This is a genomic window from Streptomyces sp. NPDC111656 (genome assembly GCF_055656965.1).
Genome location: NZ_JBVKCA010000015.1, coordinates 58,296 through 80,068 on the forward strand (window position 1 = coordinate 58,296; position 21,773 = coordinate 80,068).

Genomic DNA, 21,773 nt, shown 5'->3' on the forward strand with positions numbered 1-21,773 from the left:
CCATTCAGGAAGTCTGGCGCCACACTCAAGGCTGACACGTTCATGCCGCCTCCGCCGGCCGGATGCGCCGGCTTCCGCTCTGCGCGCTCTCTTCACTTCTCCACATGACAGGAAAATGCCTCAGGCACTGCACCTCAGAGAAAACTGATGACACCGGTCGATTCACCGTGCCAGGATGCAGTGCATCGAGATCGGACGGCCTGACCGGACGGCCTCGGAATATCAATCACATGCCTTTGGGCATGCCGAAATAATGGAGAGATTCATGAACGCGGATGTCATTCGCCAGCTGTCCACCGGTGCTGCGAAGCGCGGCTGCCAGAACTGCGACAGCTGATCTGGTGCGGGTCGCGGCGGTCTCGTCGAGTACGGACCGCCGCGACCCGCGCGTGATCGTCACAGAATTCCATGCTCGACTGCTCGTTGCCCCAGCTGGAACCTGCTCCGGGCGTCCAGGACATCCGACAGTTTCGTGAGCATGCGGCGCTCCGTACGTAGGGAGACGCCGAGCTTCCGGGCGGCTACCTCGTCCGTCAACCCCTGCCCGAGCAGTCGCAGGAGCTCATGCTCCTGAGTGGTGATCGAGGAGTGTTCGAGTTCAGTGCCGCCGAGCGGGGTGGCCGATGCCCACAGGGCGTCGAAGAACGAGCACAGCACTGCGACCATTGCCGGCTCCTCGGTCGCCATCGCCTCGCCGGGAGCTTCATTCCCGTGCAGCTGCATGAGCGCCGTTCTGCGGTCTGCGATGTACACGCGGAACGATAGACGGGGGATTGTCCTGACTTCAGCGCCACTCCTGGCCAGGCCCTGCGGGTTGACCATGCACTCCGCATCTTCGCGAATCCGGTCGGAATAGATGGATCTGACACGGATCGAGCGTTCCAGCATATCCTTCGCCAGCGACTCTGCTGTCGTCGCACCCATTTCGCGCGATGGAGATCCAGGGGTAAGGGCAAGTGCCTCTCGATCCGTCGATCGCATGAGCCCTGTCAAGTGATTGCGCGCGGCGCTCGCCCCATGGAGACGTTCTACTCCATAGCGCCGCTCCTCCGGATCCTCCACGGAATATCTGCCGACCAGGAGTTCTACCCTCTCCCAGGCGTTCTGAAGTTCCTGCTGCTGCTTCCTTATCTCATCCTGCTGCTGGGCGAGCAATACCGGAAGCGGATGCTGCGATGTTTCCCGAAGACTTACAGAAATCCCCATTCCGCCCCCCTGGGCGTCGTTCCGGTGCATTGCTTTCACAGAGTCCTTCGTATCCCGGAGAGACTTCATGGTTCCCCCAAAGGTCCTGGCGCCGCGGTGCGGCATCTCCCGTTTCTTTGCGAAGGCACCGCATGTCCGATGGCCCGCCCGCTCGGCACCTAGGATTCGACGGCGCCCGACTGCCCCGTGTGGCCGAGTTCGGCGGAGAGATCGCGTGCGGCGGTCAGGACGGTGTGCACGGCGGCGGCACGGTCCACGGAATCACGCATCCGACTGCCGGCCGCGGCAAGCGTCACACTCGCCACCACCACACCCGTGGAAGTGAAGATCGGTGCGGACACTGCCCAGACACCGCGGTCGAGTTCGTCGTCGCAGACGTCGTAGCCGCGGGCTCGGACCGCTGAGAGGTGGGCCAGTACGTCGTCGACCGTGACCGGGGTCTCCTCCGTGAACGCGACGAGTTCGCGCTGGACAAGCAATGCGCGTGTCTCCGTCTCGGGACGGTAGGCAAGCAGTGCCCGGCCCGACGCGGCAGCATGCAGCGGCATCTCCTGACCGATACGGACGAACAGACGCAGGGGATGGCACCCCTCGGACAGCGCCACGCACACAGCTCTGCCGCTGATGAGCTCGGTGAGGAAGACCGTCTCGCCGCTCGCCTCGGCGGCGGCGACCACAGCGCGGTGCGGCGTGACAAGGAGAGCCGACTGGTGCTGGTTCTGCTCCGCGAGTTGGCGGGCGATCGGACCGAGGAAGTAGCGCCGATTCACCTCAGAGCGGGTGACGAAGTCCTCTCTGGCGAGCGTGACAAGCAGACGGTGCAGGCTCCCCGTGGGGATTCCCAGCTCGTCGTGCAGCTCCTGGAGCGTAGAACCTCTGGTCTTCGGCGCGAGCGCACGCAACACCTGAAGCGCACGGACGACAACTTGCATGCGACATCCCCCTCGTTCGTCCGGCCCGAGAACTGGTCCGAGAAGTCGAAACCGGGTTCATCAGAACGGTCGCGCGCTCGCACCCGTGCGGCGCGACGCCCTCGTTGAGAGGGCATGGCCGACTTCCGTCCGTCCCCATACATCCGGGACCCACGCACTGTGGTCTAGCCAGCACGCGAACCACCCCCCTCCGTCTCGCGGTCGGAGTGACTATGCGGTACGGACTTTCGGGCAGTCAAGGGTCCTCGCCAAGAGGGCCGGGCCTGCCGGCAAAGGCAAGAATCCGCAGTTCAGAGGCGTTCCACCCACTTCTTCCGCCAGGTGGAGCGATCTGGCGGGCCGCCTTCCACGTCACGGAACTTCCTTCAGAGACGGCATGACGGGAATCACACCCCCCGGTCTGCTGCACGATCGGGGTGACATCTGAACTGGCTTGCCCTGTAGGGCGGGTGGGAAGGATGTCGCTGTGCCGAAGCCGTATCCGGAAGAGCTCCGCGAGGATGTCGTGCGGGTCGCGAGGAACCGCGGCTCGAGCGTGACACTCGAGCAGGTGGCCGGCGGGCCGAGGTGTCGTAGGGAGAGACGACCGTCCGGGACGAGGGCGGCAGCCCGGTCCCGCCTTCCGTCTCGGCGGTGCGCCAGCGGAGGTGTCCTGGGGCGTCACGGTGGTAGTTCTGCACCATGATCTAGTCTTCTGAGTCGGGAATTCTGTTCATATGTATCGGCTTGCCGTATGGCACGGATGGGGCGGCCGAAGACCGAGTTGACGGTGTCGGACGAGGAACGGGCCGCACTTGAGGGGTGGCTGCGGGGTCGTTCCACGCCGCAGGCGTGGGCCTTGCGGTGTCGGATCATCCTGGCCTGCGCGGAGGGCGCCTCGAACAAGGACGTGGCGGCTCAACTCGGTTCCACGCCACATGCGGTGGGCCGTTGGAGGGCCAGGTTCATGCAGTACCGGATCGCCGGTCTGGGTGACATGCCACGTTCCGGTGGCCCCAGGACAGAGACCGACGAACAGGTCGCCGCGGTGGTCGCCAAGACGCTGGAATCCACTCCGAAGAACGCAACGCACTGGTCGACGCGGTCGATGGCGAAAGAGATGGGCCTCTCACAGTCGTCGGTGTCACGGATCTGGCGGGCGTTCGGCCTGCAGCCGCACCGGTCCGAGACCTTCAAGCTGTCGACCGATCCGTACGTCGTCGACAAGGTCCACGATGTCGTCGGCCTCTGTCTGGACCGGGTCTGTAAAGCGAGCGGTGTAACTGGGCTTGGTGTGGCCAGAGTTGGCCCGCGGTGCGGCGGCCGTCGAAGGCCAGGTCGAAGGCGTTCATGGCGCCCTTCCAGCGCATGGTCCAGCGTTTGCGGCCGGCCCCGGTCGGGTCGAGGCTCAGGACGGCCATGTAGACACATTTGAGAGGGCGTTAAGTCCCGTTCCTGGTGATGTGGTGTCGCCCGTTCGTGGGTGATGGGGCGGTTCCTCCCTCGTGTCATGTCGTGTGCATGATGGGGTCGCGGGCATGGAACGGATGCCGTACGCAACCGACTTGCCCGACGGGCAGTGGGCGTTGATCGAGCCGCTGGTCACCGCGTGGAAGCAGGAGCGGGTGGCGCGGTCGGCGACCGGGGCCCCGGGCTCCTGCGACCTGCGCGAGGTCGTGAACGCGCTGCTCTACCAGAACCGGACGGGCTGTCAGTGGCGGCTCCTGCCACACGACCTCCCGGCCTGGTCGGCGGTGTTCTACTACTTCACCCTGTGGCGCCAGGACGGCCTTGACCAGCGGATCCAGGAGATCCTGCGCTGCCAGGTGCGGGAGCGGTCCAGATGATTAGAGGACCCGTCCCTGGTGATCATCGACACCCAGTCTGTCCGCGTGGCGGCCGGGGTGCCGAAGGAGACGACGGGACTGGACGCGAACAAGAAGACGCCCGGCAGGAAGCGGGGACTCGCCGTCGACGTGCTGGGCCTGATCATCGGTGTGGTGATCCTGGCCGCGAGCGCGCACGACAACGAGGCCGGCATCGCCCTGCTGGACCAGGCGGCCGAACGATGCGGGATACGCCTGGAAAAGGTCCTGGTCGACCAGGGTTTCAAAGACGCCGTGATCATCCACGGGGCGGTGAAGGACATCACCGTCGAGGTGGTCCGACGCAACCCCGACGACGCAGGCAAGGGCTTCGTCCCGCAACCGAAGCGGTGGGTGGTCGAGCAGGTCAACGGCACCCTCATGCTGCACCGGCGCCTCGCCCGCGACTACGACCACCGACCCGACAACGCGGCCTCCCGCGTCTACTGGGCCTCCACCGCCGGCATGCTCCGCCGCCTCACCACCCCCACCCCCACCTGGCGGAACGACGTGGAGCTGGCCGCGTGAACGTCAGCGAACTCCTGCGGCTGCTGCAGACCGACCACGATGAGACCGCCCAACGAGCCGACAACCTGCGCGAGCAGATCGAGCGGCTCACCACCGCCCTCGCCGAGACCGAAGCCCGCCTGGCCGAACTCACCGCCACCCGCAAGGTCATCGACGGCCTCACCCCTCCCGACCACGCTACGACCCCGGAGACCACCACCGCCACCGTCTACCAGCGCATCGTTACCACGTTCAACCAGCACCCCGGGAAGGTGTTCCGCGTCCATGATCTGCACGAACACCTCGGCCTGCCCACCGACGAGCCCTCGATCAACGTCACCCGCTCCCGCCTGGGACGACTCGTCCGCCAGGGACTCCTCGAACAACCCGGACGCGGCCGCTACCAGAAACGGACTTAACGCCCTCTGAGGGCGGCCTGCTCCGTAGGGAAGCCCGCGGGAGCGGACGGCCTTGCGGATGCGGGCATTGACGCTCTCGATGCTGTTGGTCGTGCACACAATGCGGCGTATTTCTGCATCAATCTGAAGGAAAGGCGTGAACTCGGGCCAGCTGGACTCCCCGAGGCGGACGATCGCCGGGTACTTCTTGCCCCAGGTCTCGGCGAATTCCAGGAACCGTGTCGTGGCCGCGTCCTCGGTCGGCGCGGTGTAGACGGGCTTGAGCGCCTTCGCGATCTTGTCCCAGTCCTGCCGGGCCGCGTATCGAAATGACGCCCGCAGCAGGTGAACCACGCACGTTTGCACCACAGTTCGCGGCCAGACCTCGCCGACTGCGTCGGGCAGCCCCTTCAACCCGTCGCAGACCAGCATGAGGACGTCTGCGACGCCCCTGTTCTTGAGCTCGGAGAGTACTCGGAGCCAGTGTTTCGCCCCTTCGCCGCCGCCGCCGGCCCACAGGCCGAGGATGTCACGGTGTCCCTCGGCGGCGACCGCGAGGGCCACGTAGATCGGCCTGTTCGCTACTTGGCCATCGCGAATTTTGACGTTGATAGCGTCAATGAAGACGACCGGGTAGACGCGGTCGAGCGGCCGATTCTGCCATTCCGCCATGCCATCCATCACCTTGTCGGTGATCGTGCTGATGGTCGTCTTGGACACGTCCGCGCCGTAGACCTCGGCCAGGTGCGCGGAGATCTCCCCGTGCGTGAGGCCCTTCGCCGACAGCGAGAGCACCATCTCGTCCACGCCGGTCAGCCGGCGCTGCCGCTTCTTGACGATGGCCGGCTCGAAGGAGCCCTCCCGGTCGCGAGGCACGTCGGTCTCGACCGGCCCGATGTCCGTCAGCACCGTCTTGGACCGGGTGCCGTTACGGGAGTTGCCGCCGTCCTTGCCCGCGGGGTCGTGCTTGTCATAGCCGAGATGGTCGGTGATCTCGCCCTCAAGGGCGGACTCCAGAACCCTCTTGGTCAGCTGCTGCAGCAGGCCGCCCTCGCCGGTCAGCTGCAGCCCCTTGCTGCGGGCCCGCTCGACGAGCTGGTCGATCAGTTTCTGCTCGACCGTCGCAGCCTCCGGTGACGGATCCGCTGGTCAGTGGCGGCCACGAACTCGGTCACGGTGTCAGTCACTTGATGTCTCTTCCATGATCATCAATTACACCGGTGAGCGTACAGACCCGAGATCCTCGAACGCCTCGCCAGCTATCTGAACAGAATTCCCGACTCAGGAGACTAGGTCCTGTCTCTTTGGCCATCCGTGAACCCTTGGTTCTGCCTGTGTGTCCGAGCCGGATCAGTACGGGTAGACGATTCTCCGCATGATGGACCCCCCCGACGGGGCATAGCACCGGTGGTGCCCCCAGTAGCGACGTCGTGGCAGCGCATCGACGCCTGGTTGTCCCGACATGCGCCGAAGGCCCTGACAGAACTGAAGCCGCCGGCTTCGTGGCAGGCTCTTGAGGAGGCGGAGTCGCGCTTGGGGTTCCCGCTCCCTGCGGACCTCCGCGAATCGCTGCGCTGCCACGACGACGAGACTTCACTGCTGGGTGTGCTCCCGTGCCGAAGGCTGTACTCGGTATTGGAGATCATCGAGGTCCGCGAGATGCGGATGGAACTCCGGGAACCGGACGACCCCGATCAGGCGGAAACGCCGTGGTGGGGCGCGAAGTGGGTCCCTGTCTCCGGAGCTGACGGAGACGATCACTTCATCGATGCCGGGGAAGGAATGTGGCAGAACCACCTCGGTGACGCGGTTCACGATGACCAGGCGTGCTTCCTGGGCTGGCCAGCTTGGGCTCATGGCTCCATGAGGTGGCGGAGGCCACGGAGCATCACGACGAATCCTGCTTCGGAGCGGTGACGGCCCCCAGGATCGACAATCGCGGAGACATCAACTGGTGGGATTAGGTTCTGCCTTCCGTCAGCGTCGGATCCAGATGAGGATGCTGGCGAGGTGAAATGCGGCCTGGTAGGCGATGGCGAGCTTGTCTGTTCGGGTGGCCAGGCCACGCCATTGCTTGAGGTGATTGATGCACCGCTCGACGGTGTTGCGCCGTTTGTAGGCCTCGCGGTCGAAGCCTGGCGGGCGGCCGCCTCGGCGGCCTCGCCGCAGGCGCTGGCCGATCTGGTTGCACGGCTGCGGGATGACTGCGCGGAATCCCCGGCGTCGCAGGTGGCTGCGGATGGCGCGGGAAGAGTAGGCGCGGTCGGCCAGCACGGCCACAGGCCGGGTCCGTGTCCCGCCCAATCCGCTTCGAGGCACACGGATGCGGGACATCACCGTCTCGAAAGCGGGTGCGTCACCGGCTTGGCCTGCAGTGACGGTGAAGACCAGAGGCCTGGCACCGCCGTCCGCGGCCAGGTGGACCTTGGTACTCAGGCCGCCGCGGGAGCGTCCAAGGGCGTGATCGGCGGGCTCACCGACGCGGGCCGCCCCCTTTTGCGAGCTCCGGCAGCGTGTTGGTGGGCCCGGACGACCGTGGAGTCCACTGACACCGTCCAGTCGATGTCGTCCTTGGCGTCCGCCACTGTCAGGACGGCGCAAGGAATCACCCCCAGGTTCCGTCCACGGCCCACCTGATCAGCCGTTTGTGGGCGGTCCGGAATGAGCCGAACTCGTTGGGCAGATCCCGCCAGGGCGAGTTGGTGCGGTACTTCCACGCGATGGCCTCAAGGGTTCGGCGATGGTTGGCCCACCGTCGGCCGCGGACCGGATCGGCCGGCATCAGCGGCTCGATCCGCTCCCACATCGCATCAGTGATCACTAACCGGACAGACCTATCCGGTCAACGGACCAACCGACCAAAGGGACACGCTCTAGCCATTACGCGTCTCAGACATGATCACCTCACCGGTGATCCGCTGGCCAGCCTCGGCCGCTTCCGAGGAGTGATTGATCCGGTCCCACGTCAGGTCAGGCACGCGAATGAACCCAGTGCAGAGCCCTTGGGGCTCGCCGTCAAGATGAACGAAGACCCCGAAGTTGTGAACCCCCGGCACGGTCCCGGAGACGATCTGTCCAGGCTGAATGGCCACCAGGAAGGCGCGTAGCTCGGGGTTCTCGCGGGCACGGGCCGACGGGTCTTCGCTGCCTGCCATGGAGTGAGAGGACGAGAAGACGTGGATGTGTATGAAGCCGTGGACAGTCGCAGGGCCGTGCGGGCGTTCAGCGATGAGCCGATACCCAAAGAGGTACTTGAACGAGTGCTGGCTGCAGCGACGCGAGCTCCGTCGAGTGGGAATCTCCAGCCTTGGCATGTGTATGTCGTGACCGGTGAGCCCTTGGCCGAACTGAAGAGACGTGCGACGGCCAGGGCGCTGGCGGGAGACCCGGGTGATGAGCGGGAGTATCCGATGTACCCGGCCGAACTGACCTCACCGTATCTGGACCGTTTCTCCGCCGCGGCTGCGCAGCGGTACAAAGCACTGGGAATCAAGCGCGACGACCCCGACAGGCCCACGAAGATCGCCGCCGTGAACTCGGACGCGTTCGGGGCGCCGGTCGTACTGTTCTGCTACCTCGACCGGACGATGGGGCCCGGACAGTGGGGGGACGCGGGGATGTACTTGCAGACGGTCATGCTGTTGCTGAGGGCGGAAGGGTTGCACAGCTGCCCCCAGGTGATGTGGACGATGTACCGCGAGACTGTCAGCGAGGTGGTGGGAGCCGACGACGGGCTCGTGCTGTTCTGCGGTGTCGCGGTGGGGTTCGAGAAGGAAGGCGTGCCACGGCTGCGTACCGGGCGGGCGGACATGACAGAAACGGTGAGCTTCATCGGAGCATGACCCGCTGACCGGTGATCCTCACGACAGACGGGTCGTCAGTCAGTGGCCGCCGGTGAAGATTTCGCGGACCTCGCGGACCGCGTAGTAGACCAGCACGTAGCCGGCCGCCGGGTCGGCCCACCACCAGCCGACGGCGGTGTTCAGGGCCAGGCCGAGCAGGACCGCGGCGGCCAGCAGGCCATCGATCAGCGTGACGCGGCCCTCGGTCTTGAGCACCGGGTTGTCCAGGGCGGCGCCGGTGCGGGCCTTACCCGCGGCGAGGGCGAACATCACGACGACGGTGACCGCGGTCCACCCGATGCCCAACAGCGAATGGCGCGGGTGATGACCGGCGGCCAGCACCCAGGTGGACTGCACCAGCAGGTAGACCGCGAGCGCCGCGAATCCGACGCCGATCAGCCGCAGCGCGCGTCGCTGACGTGCTTCACCGGTGTCCGACAGCTCCCAGATCACTACCGCCGAGGCGCCGATCTCGATCAGGGAGTCCAGTCCGAACCCGGCCAGCGCCACCGAACGGGCGGAGACCGCCGCGACGGCAAGCACCACGATGCCGATGACGTTCCAGGCCAGCGTGGTGTATTCCAGGACGAAGCCCTGGCGGAGCAGGGAAGCGCGGGAGATCTCTTGCGGAGCGGTCACGTCCTGATTCTCTCCGGTCGGCACTCACCACCGGCACCCCCGTCGCCCGAGAACGGCGGTCAGCGTCTCACCGCGAGCACGCATGTGGTGTCAACAGCCCAACGCTCACTGTCGGAAGTCAGTGAGGAACGGATCCGGGTGACAGCGCGCAGGATTTCGTCCCGGTTTCTCGCCCGCTTGATCCATGGCGGCAGACGCGCCACCAGTGTCATCTTCTGCCTGGTGTCGTACCAGGGTGCTCGTTCACGCAGCGGCGCTTGGACAAAGTGCTGGAGCAGGTCCAGATGGTCCAGGTTGTATGCCCACAACCACCCATGACGGGTCTCGCGCTGGAGCCACAGTGGCGTGCCGAAGTACGGGTCCGTCGCGGGTTGAGCCGTACCCCGGCTGAAGGAGACGCGTCCGGCGGTCGAGACCCGTGACAGCCCACAGTCGCGGCAGACAAGACGCCTGGGCGTGAACAGTGTCGCTCTCGCGTCTCCGGCACCCGCGGGTGCCGGCACGACGTGAGCGACCTTCGCGCAGTTGGGGCAGCGCACGAGGATCGAGCCGATGAAGTCGTACGTCGTGCTCCGCGGATCCCGGAACCGATGCGCGGCGGACAGGGTGGTCATGTCGTGAGTATGCGGCTGGGCGGCGGAGCATCGCATCCCTGTATCGCCCCGGACTCCCCACTCCCCACTCTCTGTCATCGTCCGTGGCGGAGAGCGGGCCGTCACCCATGGCCAGAGCGTTGGAGCAGCCAGCGGTAGTGCTCGGGATCGGCCAGGATGATGTCCTTGGCCCGCTTCTGGGCGATCTGCAGGTCGTCCGGGTAGACGGACGGATCGAGAGACGCCCACAGCGAGAGGTCCTGGCGGACTCCCGGGTCCTCGCAGGACAGGAAGGCGGCCAGGACCGCAACGTGGTAGCAGTCACGGAGATCTGACAGGGCCTCCACCGCTGCCTTGCTCTCCGGGGTGGGTGCACGTTCCTCCCACGACGGGTACTCCGCGTACTCGAGAGGAGGGCGTGCGAAGTACCAGGCCATGGTCGCGCCGACCTTCTCTGCCTCGGAGCCGGTACGCACGTACCGAATGATCTCCTCTTGTACCCAGCGGTATCCGAGGGCGTTCACCAGCGGCCGGACGAGTTGGTTGATTCCGCTGCGGCACTGATCGTGCATGGCGGCGTGCACAAGGAGGTCCGCATGCCGGCGGGTGAGGTCTGGATCCGACTCAGCCACTCGGCCGATCTCCCAGCGCTTCACCTCGCAACGATGATGCTGATGCTCCCCCACCATCCGCTCCGGCTGGACCCAGTCCGGACCGAACAGCGCCAACAACTCATCAAGGAGCGGCTCGAACACCGCCTCCCGACCTGGCCTGTCCGGGATCATCTCCAGTGCCATTCCCACCCCTCCATCACTGGTTGCCGCTGATGCTCGGCACCGCGTCATCATCCGCAAGAGATCTCTGCGGCGGATGCCAGCCGTAGGCCGGCCAGCGCGAGGAAATCGGTGAGTTCGATGTGGCCACCGTCGGTCCCGTCGTCCCACTTCGTCCACAGCCTGGACTCCTCACCGTCCCACGTGTCGGTGTCCTCGCTCGGATGCCGCTCGACGGTCCCCTCCCCGTGCCGGTATCGCAGATACAGGTACTGGCCGCCGGTCGTCCACGCGTCCCACTGCGACGGGAAGCCGCCGCTGGTCTGTACCACCCGGGCGAGGATCACGTCCTCGTGCAAGTGGCTCTCGACAGGGCCCAGGTGCTGGTCGTGGGCGAGGACGAGCTCGTCGTCGAGGGCGAGTAGGCGGATGCTCCCGCCGGGGAACTGGAGCGTGAGTCCGGCCCCGAAGTCGACGCGCGCGTCCCGATGACTGATCTCTCGGACCGAGCGGACCGACTCGCCGATGAACCGGGTCACCGACAGGCCAGGTGGATCCTCGACGACCACGAGGCTGCCGTACTGCTCCATCGAGTACGGCTCGTACGGCTGGTCGATCGTCAGCGACAGGCCGGTACTGGGTGTGTGGAAGTGGACCGGGCCGAGCCCTTCGAGATGAAGCCACAGATGCAGCAGCGACGGCTCGCCATCGGCATGGTGGTGCCAAGCCGTGGTCACCCGCAGCAGCCGCTCACCGATCAGGTCGGCGGCGAACAGCTCCTCATCGTCGGTCACCCGCTGATGTTCGCATGGCTCCCCATACCGTGGCGCCGGGTTTCACTCGCCTCCGAGCCCGGACGCTCACCTCTGCGCGGCTGGCTCGCAACGGCTGACGCTCTCAGGTGGATTGACCCTGGGGGCCTTGTCCGGCACGGGAGTTGAGCGTTCGGTCCGGTGTGGCCGGCATGCCCCTCGCGGCGATGTCACACCGGGGTCCTCATCAACCCTCTTGGATGCGGACGCTCGGCAAAGACGCGGCAGACGCGCGCGGGAGGCCTTTATGACGGGAGGCCCTTATGACAGGAGGCTCTTATGAACGACGTGACCGATCCGGTGACCGGGGAGCGGGAGAAGGTCCGTTTCAGCAGTGGCGGCAGCGAGTGCGCCGCCTGGCACTATCCGGGGAGCGACGGCTCCTGTGTGATCATGGCGGGCGGGTTCGCCGTGACGAAGGAACCGGGCACCGACCTGTTCGCGCGGCGGTTCCACGACGCCGGGTTCGGCGTGCTGGCCTTCGACTATCGCGGATTCGGTGAGAGCGGCGGCCGCCCGCGCCAAGTCGCCTCGGTCAGCAGGCAGTTGGCGGACTGGCGAGCCGCCGTCGCGTTCGCCGCGACCCTGCCGGGAGTCGATCGGAGCAGGCTGGCGGTCTGGGGGTTCTCCGCATCCGCCGGTCACCTCCTCCGGCTCGCGGCGCGCACCCCGCACCTCGCCGCGGTGATCGCCCAGACGCCGAACGTAGGGGGTCCGGCCGCCGCACGCCTCGCGGCGCGCCACCAGAAACCACTCGCCCTGCTGCGCCTGCTCGGCAGGGGCGTCCTCGACGCGGCCGGCGGCCTCCTCGGCCGTCCGCCCCTGCTGGTGCCACTCGGCGGCGAGCCCGGCACCGTCGCCGTCCTCACCACGCCGGACACGGCCGACGTCCCGCGCGCGCTCAATCCCGGCGACCGGTATCCGGACTGGCGGCAGGAGGTCGCGGCCCGCTCGGCGCTCGGCCTCGGGTTCTACCGTCCCGGCCGTGACGCCTCCCGCGTACGGTGTCCGCTGCTCGTCGTCGTATGCGAGCAGGATCAGTCCGCCTCGCCCACGGCGGCCGTGCGCGCGACGCGGCGGGCGCCCCGCGCGGAGCTGGTGTGGTTGCCCGGCGGGCACTACGCGCCGTTCCTGGACGCGCACGAACGGGCGGTCGACGCCGAGTTGTCGTTCCTGCGCCGACATGTGCTCGATTCCCCGGTGGCCTCCGTCGCCTCCGTGGAGCGCGGATGACGACGGGGGAGATCGAGCTGTCGGCGGGGACGGTCGCGTACCGGGACACGGGTGGCGACGGTCCGGTGCTGGTGCTGCTGCATGGGCTGATGATGGACGCCTCGCTGTGGGACCAAACGATCACCGAGCTCGCCGCCGACCACCGGTGCGTGGCGCCGACCCTGCCGCTCGGGGCGCATCGGCACGGCATGCGGGCCGACGCCGACCTGTCGCTGCCCGGGGTGGCCCGGCTGGTCGCGGAGTTCCTCGACCGCCTCGATCTGCGGGACGTCGTCCTGGTCGGCAATGACACCGGCGGAGCGCTCGTCCAGCTCATGATGGTCGACGGTGCGGCACGGGTGGCGGGGGTGGTGCTCGTGTCGTGCGACGCCTTCGACAACTTCCCGCCCGGGCTGACGGGCCGGACGCTCGTCCTCAGTGGCAGGCTCCCACCTCGGCTGTTCGGGATGTTCATGCAGCAGATGCGGCTGCGGCCGCTGCGCCGCATGCCGGTCGCCTTCGGGTGGCTGACGCTGCGGGGAGACGCCGCCACCGCTCGGTGGATCAGGCCGGTCCTCGAACGGCCGGAGATCCGCCGCGATGCCGTGCGCACCCTGCGCGCGGCGGCGGCGGACACCGGTCTGCTGCTCGCCGCGGCCGAACGACTCCCGCGCTTCGACCGCCCCGCCCTTGTCGTCTGGGCGCGCGGCGACCGCGTGATGCCGCCCGAGCACGGCCGACGCCTCGCCGCGCTGCTCCCACGGGGGCGGCTGGTCGAGATCGACGACAGCTTCACGCTCGTCCCGCTGGACCGGCCGACGGAACTCGCCCGGGCCATAAGGGAGTTCACCCGGTCGTCTGCGGCCACCTGACGGTCCTGACGGCGCGCTCGGCACCCGTTCGACAGCCATAGAGCCGTACAGCCGTACGGGGTCATAACGTCGTACGGGGTCACAGCGTCGTACGGGATTCGAGGTCGGCGCGGGTGTCGTTGCCGTAGACACCCGTCTCGTCGCCCCTGATCCCGTACCAGAGCTGGAAGCGCGCGACCGCGGCCGTGAGCGTGGCGTCGTAGGTGCCGTTCGTGGAGCCTTGGTCGTAGACGTTCGGGATCCGGAGCAGACGTTGCTGCAGGTCCTTGACCGCGGGGCCGCTGTCCCCCTCGCGGAGGGTGCCCGCACCGTCCGGGTCGGCGCTCGTGGACGGCGCCTGGGCGGCGGCCGTCGTGGGCGCGCCGGTCGGGGCCCGCCCGGCCTGTGCGCCGGCCTCCTGCTCACCGCCGGGCAGCAGGAGCGCGAGGGCGAAGCCGACGAGGGCCGCCCCCGTGACCCCGATGACGACCGCCGCGCGGCGGTGCCCCGCGCCCCACCCGGCCGTCCGCTCGCCCGCGGGCCCGCGCTCGCGGTGGGCGCCGGGAGCGGAGGAGGGCCCGCGAGCCCCCACCGGTCTCCCGCCCCGGGTGTAGTCCTCGCCCACCAGGACGGGTGGCAGTTCCTCGGTCGCGTCCTCGGCCACCGGCGGCGTTACGGCGACCGTCGCGGCCGGTACGGCGATGACCTCGTAGTTCTCGTCCGAGTCGGGCCCGTGCTGCTCCTCCCGCACCTCCTTCAGAAGTTGCGCGAGTGCCTCCGTCCGGCGGCGCCGCTGAACATAGGTGGGTTCGATCGCCCGTCGCCCCCCGGGCTGCCCTGGTTCGGGCGGTGTCGGCACACTGCTCTCCTTCCGTGCGCGCGGTTTCACGCCATCCCCGTGGAGTGATACGCGGCCGGCGGCCCCGGGGTTCAACGGCGCCCCAGGCCCCCGAGCTCACGTGGTCGTACAACGTGAAGAATGGGCAAATAGCGGGTAGGACCACCTTCGGGGAGCGGAGAGGGTCGCCGTGGCTACGAGCGAGGAACGAGACGTGTCGGCCGCCCGCCGGCGCTTCGACATGGCGGACGCCGCGCCGCTGCTGCTCGACGCACGGATGACGGTGACCAGCTGGACCGCGGACGCCGAGCGCCTGCTGGGGTACGCGCCCTCCGAGGTCCTGGGCCGCCACGCCGCCGACCTGCTGCTTCCGGAGGACGCGGCGCGGATCCCCGACCTTTCGGCGCGGTGCCGCGACGGCGGCGGCTGGGCGGGACTGCTGTCCGCGCTGCACCGGGACGGGCACGCGGTCCGGGTGATGGTCCGGGCCGTCCCGATACGCGAGCGCGGCGGGCCGACGCGCTGGGTGGTGCTGCTCGCCGATCTGGCCGGTGGCCCCGGCTGGAGCATGAGCCGGTCGGTACTGGAGCGGATGAACGCGCGCTCGCCGGTGGGCATCGCCATCGTGGACACGGACCTGCGCTATGTGTGGTCGAACGCCGCGCTGGAGCAGTTCGGCGGGGGCCCGCCGCACCGGCGGCTGGGCCGCAGGCTCGGCGACATCCAGCCGGGCCTGGACGCCGAGACGCTCGAGGCGCAGATGCGCCGGGTGCTGGAGAGCGGCCGGCCGGTCGTCGGGTACGAGCACGTGGGCCGCATACAGTCCGCGCCGCATCGCGAGTCCGCGCACTCCCTGTCGTTCATCCGGCTGGAGGACGACCACGGCCACCCGATCGGGGTCTACTACACCGTCGTCGACGTCACCGATCGCTACCGTGCGCGACGGCGGCTGGCGCTGCTCGACCGGGCCGGCGAGCACATCGGTCGCAGTCTGGACGTCCTGCACACCGCGCAGGAGCTGGCCGATGTCGCCGTACCGGGGCTGGCCGACTTCGTCACCGTGGACCTGCTGGAGTCCGTGCTCAGGGGAGCCGAACCGGTGCCCGGCCGGCTGAGCGACTCGGACGTGGTGTCACTGCGGCGTGCGGGACAGCAGTCCGTCCGGGCCGGTATCCCGGAAACCGCTGTCGAGGTGGGTGAGGCCGCGACCTACCAGGCGACCTCTCCCCCGGTGCGCGCTCTGGCCGAGGGCCGGTCCTGGTGTGAGGCGCGGCTGGATCCGCAGGCCAGGAAGTGGAGCACGAGCGCCCGCGAGGGCCCGGCCGCCTCCTTCCTCGACCTCGGGCTGCACAGCGCGATGATCGTGCCCGTCCGGGCCCGTGGCGTCACGCTGGGGATCACGACGTTCTTCCGGCGCGACCGCGAGGACCCCTTCGACGAGGACGATCTGAGCCTGGCGGAGGAGTTCGTCGGCAGGGCGGCGCTGTGCCTGGACAACGCCCGTCGTTACACCCGTGAGCGCGACGCGGCGCTCGTTCTCCAGCGCAATCTGCTCCCGCACCGCTTCCCCGAGCAGAACGCGGTGGAGGTCTCGGCCTGCTACCGGCCCGCGGACGAGCTGACGGGCCTCGCCGGGGACTGGTTCGACGTCATTCCGCTGTCCGGGGCCCGGGTGGCACTGGTCGTGGGCGAGGTGACCGGCCACGGCATCGACGGCGCCGCCGCCATGGGGCGGCTGCGGGCGGCCGTACAGACCCTCGCCGATCTGGACCTGTCGCCCGAGGAGGTGCTCGCGCACCTGGACGATCTGGTCAGCCGGGCCGCCCGGGAGGAGGGCAGCGGCGCGGACACCCTCACCAGCGGGATGCAGGCCGTGGGAGCCAGCTGTCTGTACGTCGTGTACGACCCGGTGAGCGGGCGGTGCGCGATGGCGGGCGCGGGGCATCCCGCACCCGCGGTCATCGCCCCCGACGGCACCGTCACGTTCGCGGACCTTCCCCGCGGTCCCGCGCTGGGTGTCGCCGGACTGCCCTTCGAATCGGTGGAGTTCACCCTGGAGGAGGGCAGTGTGCTCGCCCTGCACACCGACGGGTTGATCGCCACGCCCCGCACGGGCCGGGATCCGGACGCGGGCCGGGAGCGGCTGCGGGGCGCGTTGGCCTCGCACCGTCAGCCGTTGGACGGCATGTGCCGCACGATCGTGGACGATCTCGTGCCGTCGCGGCCGTACGACGACGTGGCGCTGCTGATGGCGCGCACCCGCCGGCTCGACGCCGAGCAGGTCGCGAGCTGGGACCTGTCCGCGGATCCAGCCATGGTCGCCGAGGCCAGGAAGGTGGCGACGCAGCAGCTGAGCGCGTGGGGCCTGGACGAGTTGGCCTTCACCACCGAGCTGGTCGTGAGTGAGCTCGTCACCAACGCGATCCGGTACGCCTCGGGGCCGATCCGGCTGCGTCTGATCACCGAGCGGGCGCTGATCTGCGAGGTCTCCGACGGCGCCGCGACCGCCCCGCATCTGCGGCACCCGAAGACCACCGACGAGGGAGGCCGCGGGCTGTTCCTGATCTCCCAGTACACCCGGCGCTGGGGCACCCGCTACACCCCCGAGGGGAAGGTCATCTGGGCCGAGCAGTCGCTGACCACCCAGCCCACGACGTGACGGACGGACGCGTGGCCGCGGGGTTCAGCAGTCGCGGAACTCGGGTGACTGGTTGAGGATCTGCGAACGCTGCGAGGTGAACCGGGAGTGGGTCGCACCGCCCTGGTCCTCGGGGCGGAAGACAGCGACGCGGTGGCAGTTCATGAAGGCGAGGGTGACGTCGAAGTGCCGCTCCAGGCTGCCGCGGATCGCGTCGCTGGCGAGCGCCCGCAGTAGCTGGCCGCGTTCCTTCTCGGAGGGCGGCGGAGTGTGGTTGTCGACGAACTCGGCCGTCCCGTCACGGAGTTGATGAGCCAGGTCGGCGATGAGGTCGTACGCGTACGGCAGGGACGTACGGACGGTGTCCACGAAGTCCGCTGCGCGGACCGGACCGCGTTCGGCTTCGGCGAGCAGCTTCGGGGAGACGTCGAGTGACATGAGAGTGGCATTCCTGTCGCTAGGTGGTGCGGTGGTGCGCCGGTGGTGATCCGGCCGTGCGCGGGGGGTCAGTCGGTGGACGGATCGAGGGCGGTGGGGCCGTGCCGGAAGTCGGGGTCGATCTGTGCGGAGAGGTCGGTCCCGGTGGCCCGGTCGGCCCAGGCCGCGGCGTTGCGGAGGTGGAAGGCGACGGCGTGTTCCTGGAAGGCCGTCCAGTCCTTGGTACGGGCGTCCAGGGCCGTCCGCATGTGGCGCAGCGCGTGGATGTTGTGCGGTTCGAGGTCGCCGTGGGGTCGGCCCTGCTCCTGGGCACGCACCCAGGAGGAGTGCCGGACGTACGTCAGGAGGTCGTCGCCGACGTGTTCCTTGAGGAAGAGCAGATCGTCCTCGGCGGTGACCTTGTTGCCGATCACCGCGATCGGGATGCCGAACTCCTCGGCGTGGTCGCGGTACTGGCGGTAGACGGAGACGCCCTTGCGGGTGGGTTCGGCGACCAGGAAGGTCATGTCGAAGCGGGTGAACAGTCCGGAGGCGAAGGCGTCGGCACCGGCGGTCATGTCGACGACGACGTACTCGCCGGGCCCGTCGACGAGATGGTTGAGGTACAGCTCCACCGCTCCGAGTTTGGAGTGGTAGCAGGCCACGCCGAGATCGCTCTCGTCGAACTCACCGGTGACCATCAGCGGTACGCCGCCGACCCGTTGGAGGTGCGACGTGTGCACCGGGTCGTCGCCGAGGAGGCGCAACAGGCGTGAGCCGCGGCCCGGCGGCGTGGTCTTGATCATGGCCTCGGGCGAGGTGATGCGCGGGTTGCTGCCGCGCAGGTGGGCCTTGATCTCGCCGAGGCGCGCGCTGAGGGGCGGGGCGGCGAAGGTCTCGTCGTCGCCGAGGCCGAGGGCGTGGGCCAGGTGCTGGTTGATGTCGCCGTCGATGGCGACGACGGGCGCGCCGGAGTGCGCCAGCTCGCGGGAGAAGAGGGCCGACAGCGTGGTCTTTCCGCTGCCGCCCTTTCCGACGAAGGCCGCGCGCATCTCAGCCCTCCGGGCGGAGCAGGCCGCGCTCGTACGCCTTGGCCAGTCGCTGGGGTACGAGGTGGGAGGCGCCGTCGACGGAGATCGGGGCGAGCCGCGCCGTGGCGGCCTTCCACTGGGCGCGGCGGTGGCGGGTGTTGCTGCGGGACATCTTGCGTTTGGGCACGGCCATGTCGGTCTCCAAGGTAGGTGGACACGACTGACGCTATCTGAAAATGGATCTCATTTCCAAGCTGACACGCGGGGCGCGAGTGGGATGTGCACGGGGCATGCCCGATGCACGGAGGGCGCGCGGACAGCCTTGCGACCAAGCGAAGTTGACAGATTGTTGACCAATTCCAAGGCGAGTGGTGACCGACGCCGCCACTATGGTCGGCCGCATGTCCTCACACCCCCCACGGACTCCGGCCCTCCCTGTCCTCCCGTATCGGAAACCGACCCGTGAGCGGGACTACTGGGTCTTCGACGATGTGCTGCCCGACGTGGACGCCGTCCGGGCGCGCTGTCTCGCCAAGGACGACTGGGCCAAGGGCTACCCGTACACCTCGGAGAGCTGGCCGGGCCTGCGGACGATGCCGGGGCTCGAACCGGGTGAACTGGCCCGTGTGGAACGGCTGGTGAAGAAGGCCACGGGCGCGAAGGAGCTGTGGGTGCAGAGCACGCCCTCCGGGGGCACGCTCAACCACAACTGCGTCCAGGTCGTCGGCAAGGACGAGGGCCAACCGCGCCCGCACACCGACTCCCGCGCACTGTGCCGGTACGCCGCCGTGCTCTATCTCAACCCGGTCGTACCCAAGAGCTGCGGCACGAGCTTCTACCGGCAGAGCCTGCCCGGCGGGCGGCTCGGCGGCAACGTGGTGGCGGCTCCGCACAACAACCTGGTCGACGCGCTGGGTACGCGGTTCGTGGCGCCGGACTCCTTCGTCGAGGACCTCGAGGTCCCGCACCGCTACAACCGGCTGCTCCTCTACCACGCCAACCTGATGCACAGCGCCACCGGCTACTGGGGCAGCACGATGGAGGACAAGCGGATGACCGCGGTCTTCTTCTGGATGGCGTGAGCCCATGTGCTGATGCCGAGCGGCCCCGGGCCTCGGAGTCCGGGGCCGCTCGGCCGTGCGGGGCGGTGGTGCTCTGTTGCCCGTGAGTTCGCGTTCGATGGAGGCCGGCTCGTCGGCGCTGCCCTGGACCTTGGGTCCGGTGAACCACGTGCGGGCCGACAGTATCCACCAGGCGCCGGCGAAGCCGAGAACGACGACGACCGCGGAGACGCTGCGCTGAGCCGCCGGGTGCCGACCGGGTTCTCGCAGGCGCTCGTGGCGCGCCGGGTCCCGCGGGAGATCGCTCGCAGCTAGGTCCTGTCGTCACATTCCCGTCGTCCGCCCGGAGGGCGGGCCCCGCGGCGCCATGGGGGTCCCCCCTGCTCGAGCGAAGCCGAGAACTTGGGGGCGCGTGCATGGCGTCGCGGGGCAGACGGGAATGTGACGACAGGGCGTAGGGCCCGGTCGTGGTGCGCGGGGTGGCGGAGGGCGCCGCCGACCGGCTCGCCGTGGGACTGCGAGGCGGGAGCTTCGGACTCGGGGCGATGTGGGCGGTGGTGTTCGGGGCCGAGCGGCGGCAGGTGACGGCGTTCGCGCGGATCGCCCACCGGGTCGCGGTGCATCTGATGCGGCGCAGGACCGAGCACTACCGCACCCACCGGATCGGCCCCTCCGAACGCGCCATGGCCCGCTCCCGGCTGGAACACGGGCTCGCGCTGATGCAGCGGTCCCCGTATCCGACCGTGCACGCCGGGCGGTCGCCCAGCCTCTGGTACCTCGTCCTGACGGTCGGCCGTCCCCAGGAGAACTCCGCGGCGACGGTACGGGACTGGCTGCGGGACCTGCTCGACGGCGGGGCCGGGGATCGTATGCCCAGCTACGCGGGCGTCGGTTCGGCGGCCGTGGCGGACGGCCCAGGTCGCGCAAGGTGGCCGGGCGGGGCGCCGGCCGTGGCCCGCCTCGCGCCGGCGCCCCGCCCGCCTTCGAGGACTGCTGGGCGCGCGCCGCCCTCATCCGGGTGCCCGACCCGACCGTGGTCGCCGACCTGGAGACCGTGACGCCCCTGTGGAGTCTGAGCGGTTACACATCCATACGAACACCCTGCGCTACCGACTGACGAAGATCGAACAGACCGCCGGTATCAATCTCGCCGATCCCGACATCAGACTCGACCTCGCCCCCAGCTCAAGGCACTCGACCCCGTCTGACCCACCCGTCCCGTGCGACCTCGCCCTCGACCTCGGAGAACGCTGCCCGCTCAGGGAGAAACGCCCCTGACTTCCACCCGCCATTTCCGGACATGCGTGGGCTACGGCTCAGTTACGGCTTGCTCAAATCCTGGTGGCCGGACGGTGAGCTCGTCATGATGGGCGCATGACGTTGGCCTCGCGTGCCATGACCCAACTGGCGGGCTGGCCGGACCTCACGGAGGCCCGGCCGAGCTGCGGCACAGGGCGGGCGCTGAGTTCGGCGCAGGGCGAGATCGTGCACTTCCATTCGGATCACGATGTCGACCTGCACCTCACAGCGCGTGCCATTCACCGTTTCCAGGATCATCTCAGGGGCGCCACCGCGGTCCGAATGGTGCCCGAATCACGGTGGGTGACGATACGCCTCGAAGTGAACGCCGACATCGGCCTGCTCCTCACTCTGGTGAGCCTCGCTCTTCAGTCCCACCAGGCATGGCCGGTTCCGGGCGACTCTCTGTCGGCGGGCTGCAACGACCTGCGCAGCGTGGTGCTTCCACGCGGCACCGTGGGCTGAGACGTCACCGACGTAGGGCGGAAGCGGGCGGTGGGGCTGACCAGTTGATCAGCATCACGCCGGCACTGACACCGCCGGCCGGGCCGACCAGTGCCACTGTGTCACCCGGCCGCAGGCGGCGTTGTTCCGCGGCGAGGGAGAGCTGGAGCGGGAGGGCGGCGGCTCCCATGTTCCCCGTGCGGTGGAAGGTGGGCACCACGATGGTTCCTTCAGCCACCAGTTGATCAGCAAGGCGTGCGTCCTGCTGGGCCTGCCACGCCTTTTCGGCCTCCTGGTAGGCCGCCATCGCGCTCTGGTCCTGCCGGTTCTGCGGGAGTTGGGGGCCGGCTGGCTGTCCCTCTGGGAGAGCTCGGCAGCGCGCAACTGGGCAAGACGCACCTTCCGCGTGCGTCCGGGGCGCGAGTTCGTGGATTCC

22 protein-coding genes and 5 pseudogenes are annotated in these 21,773 nt (G+C 68.7%); 12 read left to right on the plus strand and 15 right to left on the minus strand.

Going from position 1 to position 21,773, the window contains the following annotated elements; genetic code table 11:
* Positions 1–396: 396 nt before the first annotated feature.
* Together ACZ7M3_RS35425 and ACZ7M3_RS35430 are read right to left on the minus strand one after the other, a co-directional pair.
* Positions 397–1,155 carry a hypothetical protein gene (locus tag ACZ7M3_RS35425; protein WP_472068807.1) on the minus strand — a complete coding sequence of 253 codons (759 nt, stop codon included), beginning with the start codon at positions 1,153–1,155 and terminating at the stop codon, positions 397–399.
* Between the two features lie 209 nt (positions 1,156–1,364).
* A complete protein-coding gene (locus tag ACZ7M3_RS35430; protein WP_472068809.1) occupies positions 1,365–2,138 on the minus strand; it encodes an IclR family transcriptional regulator in 774 nt (257 codons plus the stop codon).
* Between the two features lie 742 nt (positions 2,139–2,880).
* Here ACZ7M3_RS35430 and ACZ7M3_RS35435 point away from each other — a divergent pair.
* Positions 2,881–3,261 (plus strand): annotated as a pseudogene (locus tag ACZ7M3_RS35435) (helix-turn-helix domain-containing protein); the annotation flags it as partial.
* A 160-nt stretch (positions 3,262–3,421) separates the two neighbouring features.
* Here ACZ7M3_RS35435 and ACZ7M3_RS35440 read toward each other — a convergent pair.
* Positions 3,422–3,553 (minus strand): annotated as a pseudogene (locus tag ACZ7M3_RS35440) (IS256 family transposase); the annotation flags it as partial.
* A gap of 102 nt (positions 3,554–3,655) precedes the next feature.
* Here ACZ7M3_RS35440 and ACZ7M3_RS35445 point away from each other — a divergent pair.
* A pseudogene (locus tag ACZ7M3_RS35445) lies at positions 3,656–4,510 on the plus strand (IS5 family transposase).
* Positions 4,507–4,908 (plus strand): hypothetical protein, encoded by a 402-nt coding sequence (locus ACZ7M3_RS35450; RefSeq protein WP_472068811.1) that lies wholly within the window; start codon positions 4,507–4,509, stop codon positions 4,906–4,908. The pseudogene ACZ7M3_RS35445 and the gene ACZ7M3_RS35450 overlap by 4 nt, the downstream one beginning before the upstream one ends.
* A gap of 5 nt (positions 4,909–4,913) precedes the next feature.
* Here the strand turns inward: ACZ7M3_RS35450 and ACZ7M3_RS35455 are convergent.
* Positions 4,914–6,029, minus strand: a pseudogene (locus ACZ7M3_RS35455) (IS256 family transposase); the annotation flags it as partial.
* 268 nt (positions 6,030–6,297) lie between these two features.
* Between ACZ7M3_RS35455 and ACZ7M3_RS35460 the strand changes: the two are divergent.
* Entirely contained in the window at positions 6,298–6,804 is a 507-nt protein-coding gene (locus ACZ7M3_RS35460) for an SMI1/KNR4 family protein (RefSeq protein WP_472068813.1), read from the plus strand.
* Positions 6,805–6,864: 60 nt separating this feature from the next.
* Here the strand turns inward: ACZ7M3_RS35460 and ACZ7M3_RS35465 are convergent.
* Positions 6,865–7,693, minus strand: a pseudogene (locus ACZ7M3_RS35465) (IS5 family transposase).
* A 67-nt stretch (positions 7,694–7,760) separates the two neighbouring features.
* Entirely contained in the window at positions 7,761–8,042 is a 282-nt protein-coding gene (locus ACZ7M3_RS35470; protein ID WP_472068815.1) for a S1 RNA-binding domain-containing protein, read from the minus strand.
* Between the two features lie 21 nt (positions 8,043–8,063).
* Here ACZ7M3_RS35470 and ACZ7M3_RS35475 point away from each other — a divergent pair, with 21 nt between their 5' ends.
* A complete protein-coding gene (locus tag ACZ7M3_RS35475) occupies positions 8,064–8,729 on the plus strand; it encodes a nitroreductase (protein WP_472068817.1) in 666 nt (221 codons plus the stop codon).
* 39 nt (positions 8,730–8,768) lie between these two features.
* Here ACZ7M3_RS35475 and ACZ7M3_RS35480 read toward each other — a convergent pair whose 3' ends face one another.
* The 4 genes from ACZ7M3_RS35480 to ACZ7M3_RS35495 form a co-directional block, all read right to left on the minus strand.
* Complete coding sequence (locus ACZ7M3_RS35480; protein WP_472068819.1) at positions 8,769–9,368, minus strand: cation efflux transmembrane domain-containing protein; 600 nt, start codon at positions 9,366–9,368, stop codon at positions 8,769–8,771.
* A 59-nt stretch (positions 9,369–9,427) separates the two neighbouring features.
* The gene (locus tag ACZ7M3_RS35485; protein ID WP_472068821.1) at positions 9,428–9,982 is read right to left on the minus strand and encodes a hypothetical protein; all 555 of its coding nucleotides are present in this window, start codon (positions 9,980–9,982) and stop codon (positions 9,428–9,430) included.
* Positions 9,983–10,083: 101 nt separating this feature from the next.
* Positions 10,084–10,758, minus strand: a complete 675-nt coding sequence (locus ACZ7M3_RS35490; protein ID WP_472068823.1) for a hypothetical protein — start codon at positions 10,756–10,758, stop codon at positions 10,084–10,086.
* A 47-nt stretch (positions 10,759–10,805) separates the two neighbouring features.
* Positions 10,806–11,528, minus strand: a complete 723-nt coding sequence (locus tag ACZ7M3_RS35495; protein WP_472068825.1) for a hypothetical protein — start codon at positions 11,526–11,528, stop codon at positions 10,806–10,808.
* Positions 11,529–11,825: 297 nt separating this feature from the next.
* On the opposite strand from ACZ7M3_RS35495, the gene ACZ7M3_RS35500 reads away from it, so the two are divergent.
* Together ACZ7M3_RS35500 and ACZ7M3_RS35505 are read left to right on the plus strand one after the other, a co-directional pair.
* The gene (locus tag ACZ7M3_RS35500; protein WP_472068827.1) at positions 11,826–12,779 is read left to right on the plus strand and encodes an alpha/beta hydrolase; all 954 of its coding nucleotides are present in this window, start codon (positions 11,826–11,828) and stop codon (positions 12,777–12,779) included.
* Positions 12,776–13,630 carry an alpha/beta fold hydrolase gene (locus ACZ7M3_RS35505; RefSeq protein ID WP_472068829.1) on the plus strand — a complete coding sequence of 285 codons (855 nt, stop codon included), beginning with the start codon at positions 12,776–12,778 and terminating at the stop codon, positions 13,628–13,630. Before ACZ7M3_RS35500 ends, ACZ7M3_RS35505 begins: the two co-directional genes overlap by 4 nt.
* Positions 13,631–13,709: 79 nt before the next feature.
* Here the strand turns inward: ACZ7M3_RS35505 and ACZ7M3_RS35510 are convergent, their stop codons facing one another.
* Complete coding sequence (locus tag ACZ7M3_RS35510) at positions 13,710–14,468, minus strand: peptidoglycan-binding domain-containing protein (RefSeq protein ID WP_472068831.1); 759 nt, start codon at positions 14,466–14,468, stop codon at positions 13,710–13,712.
* 220 nt (positions 14,469–14,688) lie between these two features.
* Here ACZ7M3_RS35510 and ACZ7M3_RS35515 point away from each other — a divergent pair, with 220 nt between their 5' ends.
* A complete protein-coding gene (locus ACZ7M3_RS35515) occupies positions 14,689–17,106 on the plus strand; it encodes a SpoIIE family protein phosphatase (protein ID WP_472069131.1) in 2,418 nt (805 codons plus the stop codon).
* 24 nt (positions 17,107–17,130) lie between these two features.
* On the opposite strand, the gene ACZ7M3_RS35520 is transcribed toward ACZ7M3_RS35515, so the two are convergent.
* From ACZ7M3_RS35520 to rpmF, 3 genes are all read right to left on the minus strand, one after another.
* Positions 17,131–17,523, minus strand: coding sequence for an SCO5389 family protein (locus tag ACZ7M3_RS35520; RefSeq protein WP_472068833.1), 393 nt, complete (start codon positions 17,521–17,523; stop codon positions 17,131–17,133).
* A gap of 68 nt (positions 17,524–17,591) precedes the next feature.
* On the minus strand, positions 17,592–18,554 hold the full coding sequence (locus tag ACZ7M3_RS35525; protein ID WP_472068835.1) for an ATP-binding protein: 963 nt from the start codon (positions 18,552–18,554) through the stop codon (positions 17,592–17,594).
* Position 18,555: 1 nt separating this feature from the next.
* The gene (gene rpmF / locus ACZ7M3_RS35530) at positions 18,556–18,726 is read right to left on the minus strand and encodes a 50S ribosomal protein L32 (RefSeq protein WP_472068837.1); all 171 of its coding nucleotides are present in this window, start codon (positions 18,724–18,726) and stop codon (positions 18,556–18,558) included.
* Between the two features lie 208 nt (positions 18,727–18,934).
* Between rpmF and ACZ7M3_RS35535 the strand changes: the two genes are divergently transcribed.
* The 4 genes from ACZ7M3_RS35535 (at position 18,935) to ACZ7M3_RS35550 (ending at position 21,358) form a co-directional block, all read left to right on the plus strand.
* Positions 18,935–19,615 carry a DUF6445 family protein gene (locus tag ACZ7M3_RS35535; RefSeq protein WP_472068839.1) on the plus strand — a complete coding sequence of 227 codons (681 nt, stop codon included), beginning with the start codon at positions 18,935–18,937 and terminating at the stop codon, positions 19,613–19,615.
* Positions 19,616–20,061: 446 nt separating this feature from the next.
* Positions 20,062–20,652 carry a hypothetical protein gene (locus tag ACZ7M3_RS35540; RefSeq protein WP_472068841.1) on the plus strand — a complete coding sequence of 197 codons (591 nt, stop codon included), beginning with the start codon at positions 20,062–20,064 and terminating at the stop codon, positions 20,650–20,652.
* Between the two features lie 7 nt (positions 20,653–20,659).
* Positions 20,660–20,872 (plus strand): helix-turn-helix domain-containing protein, encoded by a 213-nt coding sequence (locus ACZ7M3_RS35545; protein ID WP_472068843.1) that lies wholly within the window; start codon positions 20,660–20,662, stop codon positions 20,870–20,872.
* Between the two features lie 96 nt (positions 20,873–20,968).
* A complete protein-coding gene (locus ACZ7M3_RS35550) occupies positions 20,969–21,358 on the plus strand; it encodes a luciferase domain-containing protein (RefSeq protein WP_472068845.1) in 390 nt (129 codons plus the stop codon).
* 4 nt (positions 21,359–21,362) lie between these two features.
* On the opposite strand, the gene ACZ7M3_RS35555 is transcribed toward ACZ7M3_RS35550, so the two are convergent.
* Entirely contained in the window at positions 21,363–21,644 is a 282-nt protein-coding gene (locus ACZ7M3_RS35555) for a 3-oxoacyl-[acyl-carrier-protein] synthase III C-terminal domain-containing protein (RefSeq protein WP_472068847.1), read from the minus strand.
* Positions 21,645–21,773 lie beyond the last annotated feature (129 nt).

What these genes read in the sequence shown, in the direction of transcription:
- ACZ7M3_RS35430 (WP_472068809.1), bottom strand. Translation starts at nt 2,138, where the DNA reads ATGCAAGTTGTCGTCCGTGCGCTTCAGGTGTTGCGTGCGCTCGCGCCG.
- ACZ7M3_RS35470 (WP_472068815.1), bottom strand. Translation starts at nt 8,042, where the DNA reads ATGGCAGGCAGCGAAGACCCGTCGGCCCGTGCCCGCGAGAACCCCGAG.
- ACZ7M3_RS35485 (WP_472068821.1), bottom strand. Translation starts at nt 9,982, where the DNA reads ATGACCACCCTGTCCGCCGCGCATCGGTTCCGGGATCCGCGGAGCACG.
- ACZ7M3_RS35490 (WP_472068823.1), bottom strand. Translation starts at nt 10,758, where the DNA reads ATGGCACTGGAGATGATCCCGGACAGGCCAGGTCGGGAGGCGGTGTTC.
- ACZ7M3_RS35500 (WP_472068827.1), top strand. Translation starts at nt 11,826, where the DNA reads ATGAACGACGTGACCGATCCGGTGACCGGGGAGCGGGAGAAGGTCCGT.
- ACZ7M3_RS35505 (WP_472068829.1), top strand. Translation starts at nt 12,776, where the DNA reads ATGACGACGGGGGAGATCGAGCTGTCGGCGGGGACGGTCGCGTACCGG.
- ACZ7M3_RS35515 (WP_472069131.1), top strand. Translation starts at nt 14,689, where the DNA reads ATGGCGGACGCCGCGCCGCTGCTGCTCGACGCACGGATGACGGTGACC.
- ACZ7M3_RS35520 (WP_472068833.1), bottom strand. Translation starts at nt 17,523, where the DNA reads ATGTCACTCGACGTCTCCCCGAAGCTGCTCGCCGAAGCCGAACGCGGT.
- ACZ7M3_RS35525 (WP_472068835.1), bottom strand. Translation starts at nt 18,554, where the DNA reads ATGCGCGCGGCCTTCGTCGGAAAGGGCGGCAGCGGAAAGACCACGCTG.
- rpmF (WP_472068837.1), bottom strand. Translation starts at nt 18,726, where the DNA reads ATGGCCGTGCCCAAACGCAAGATGTCCCGCAGCAACACCCGCCACCGC.
- ACZ7M3_RS35535 (WP_472068839.1), top strand. Translation starts at nt 18,935, where the DNA reads ATGTCCTCACACCCCCCACGGACTCCGGCCCTCCCTGTCCTCCCGTAT.
- ACZ7M3_RS35550 (WP_472068845.1), top strand. Translation starts at nt 20,969, where the DNA reads ATGACGTTGGCCTCGCGTGCCATGACCCAACTGGCGGGCTGGCCGGAC.
- ACZ7M3_RS35555 (WP_472068847.1), bottom strand. Translation starts at nt 21,644, where the DNA reads ATGGCGGCCTACCAGGAGGCCGAAAAGGCGTGGCAGGCCCAGCAGGAC.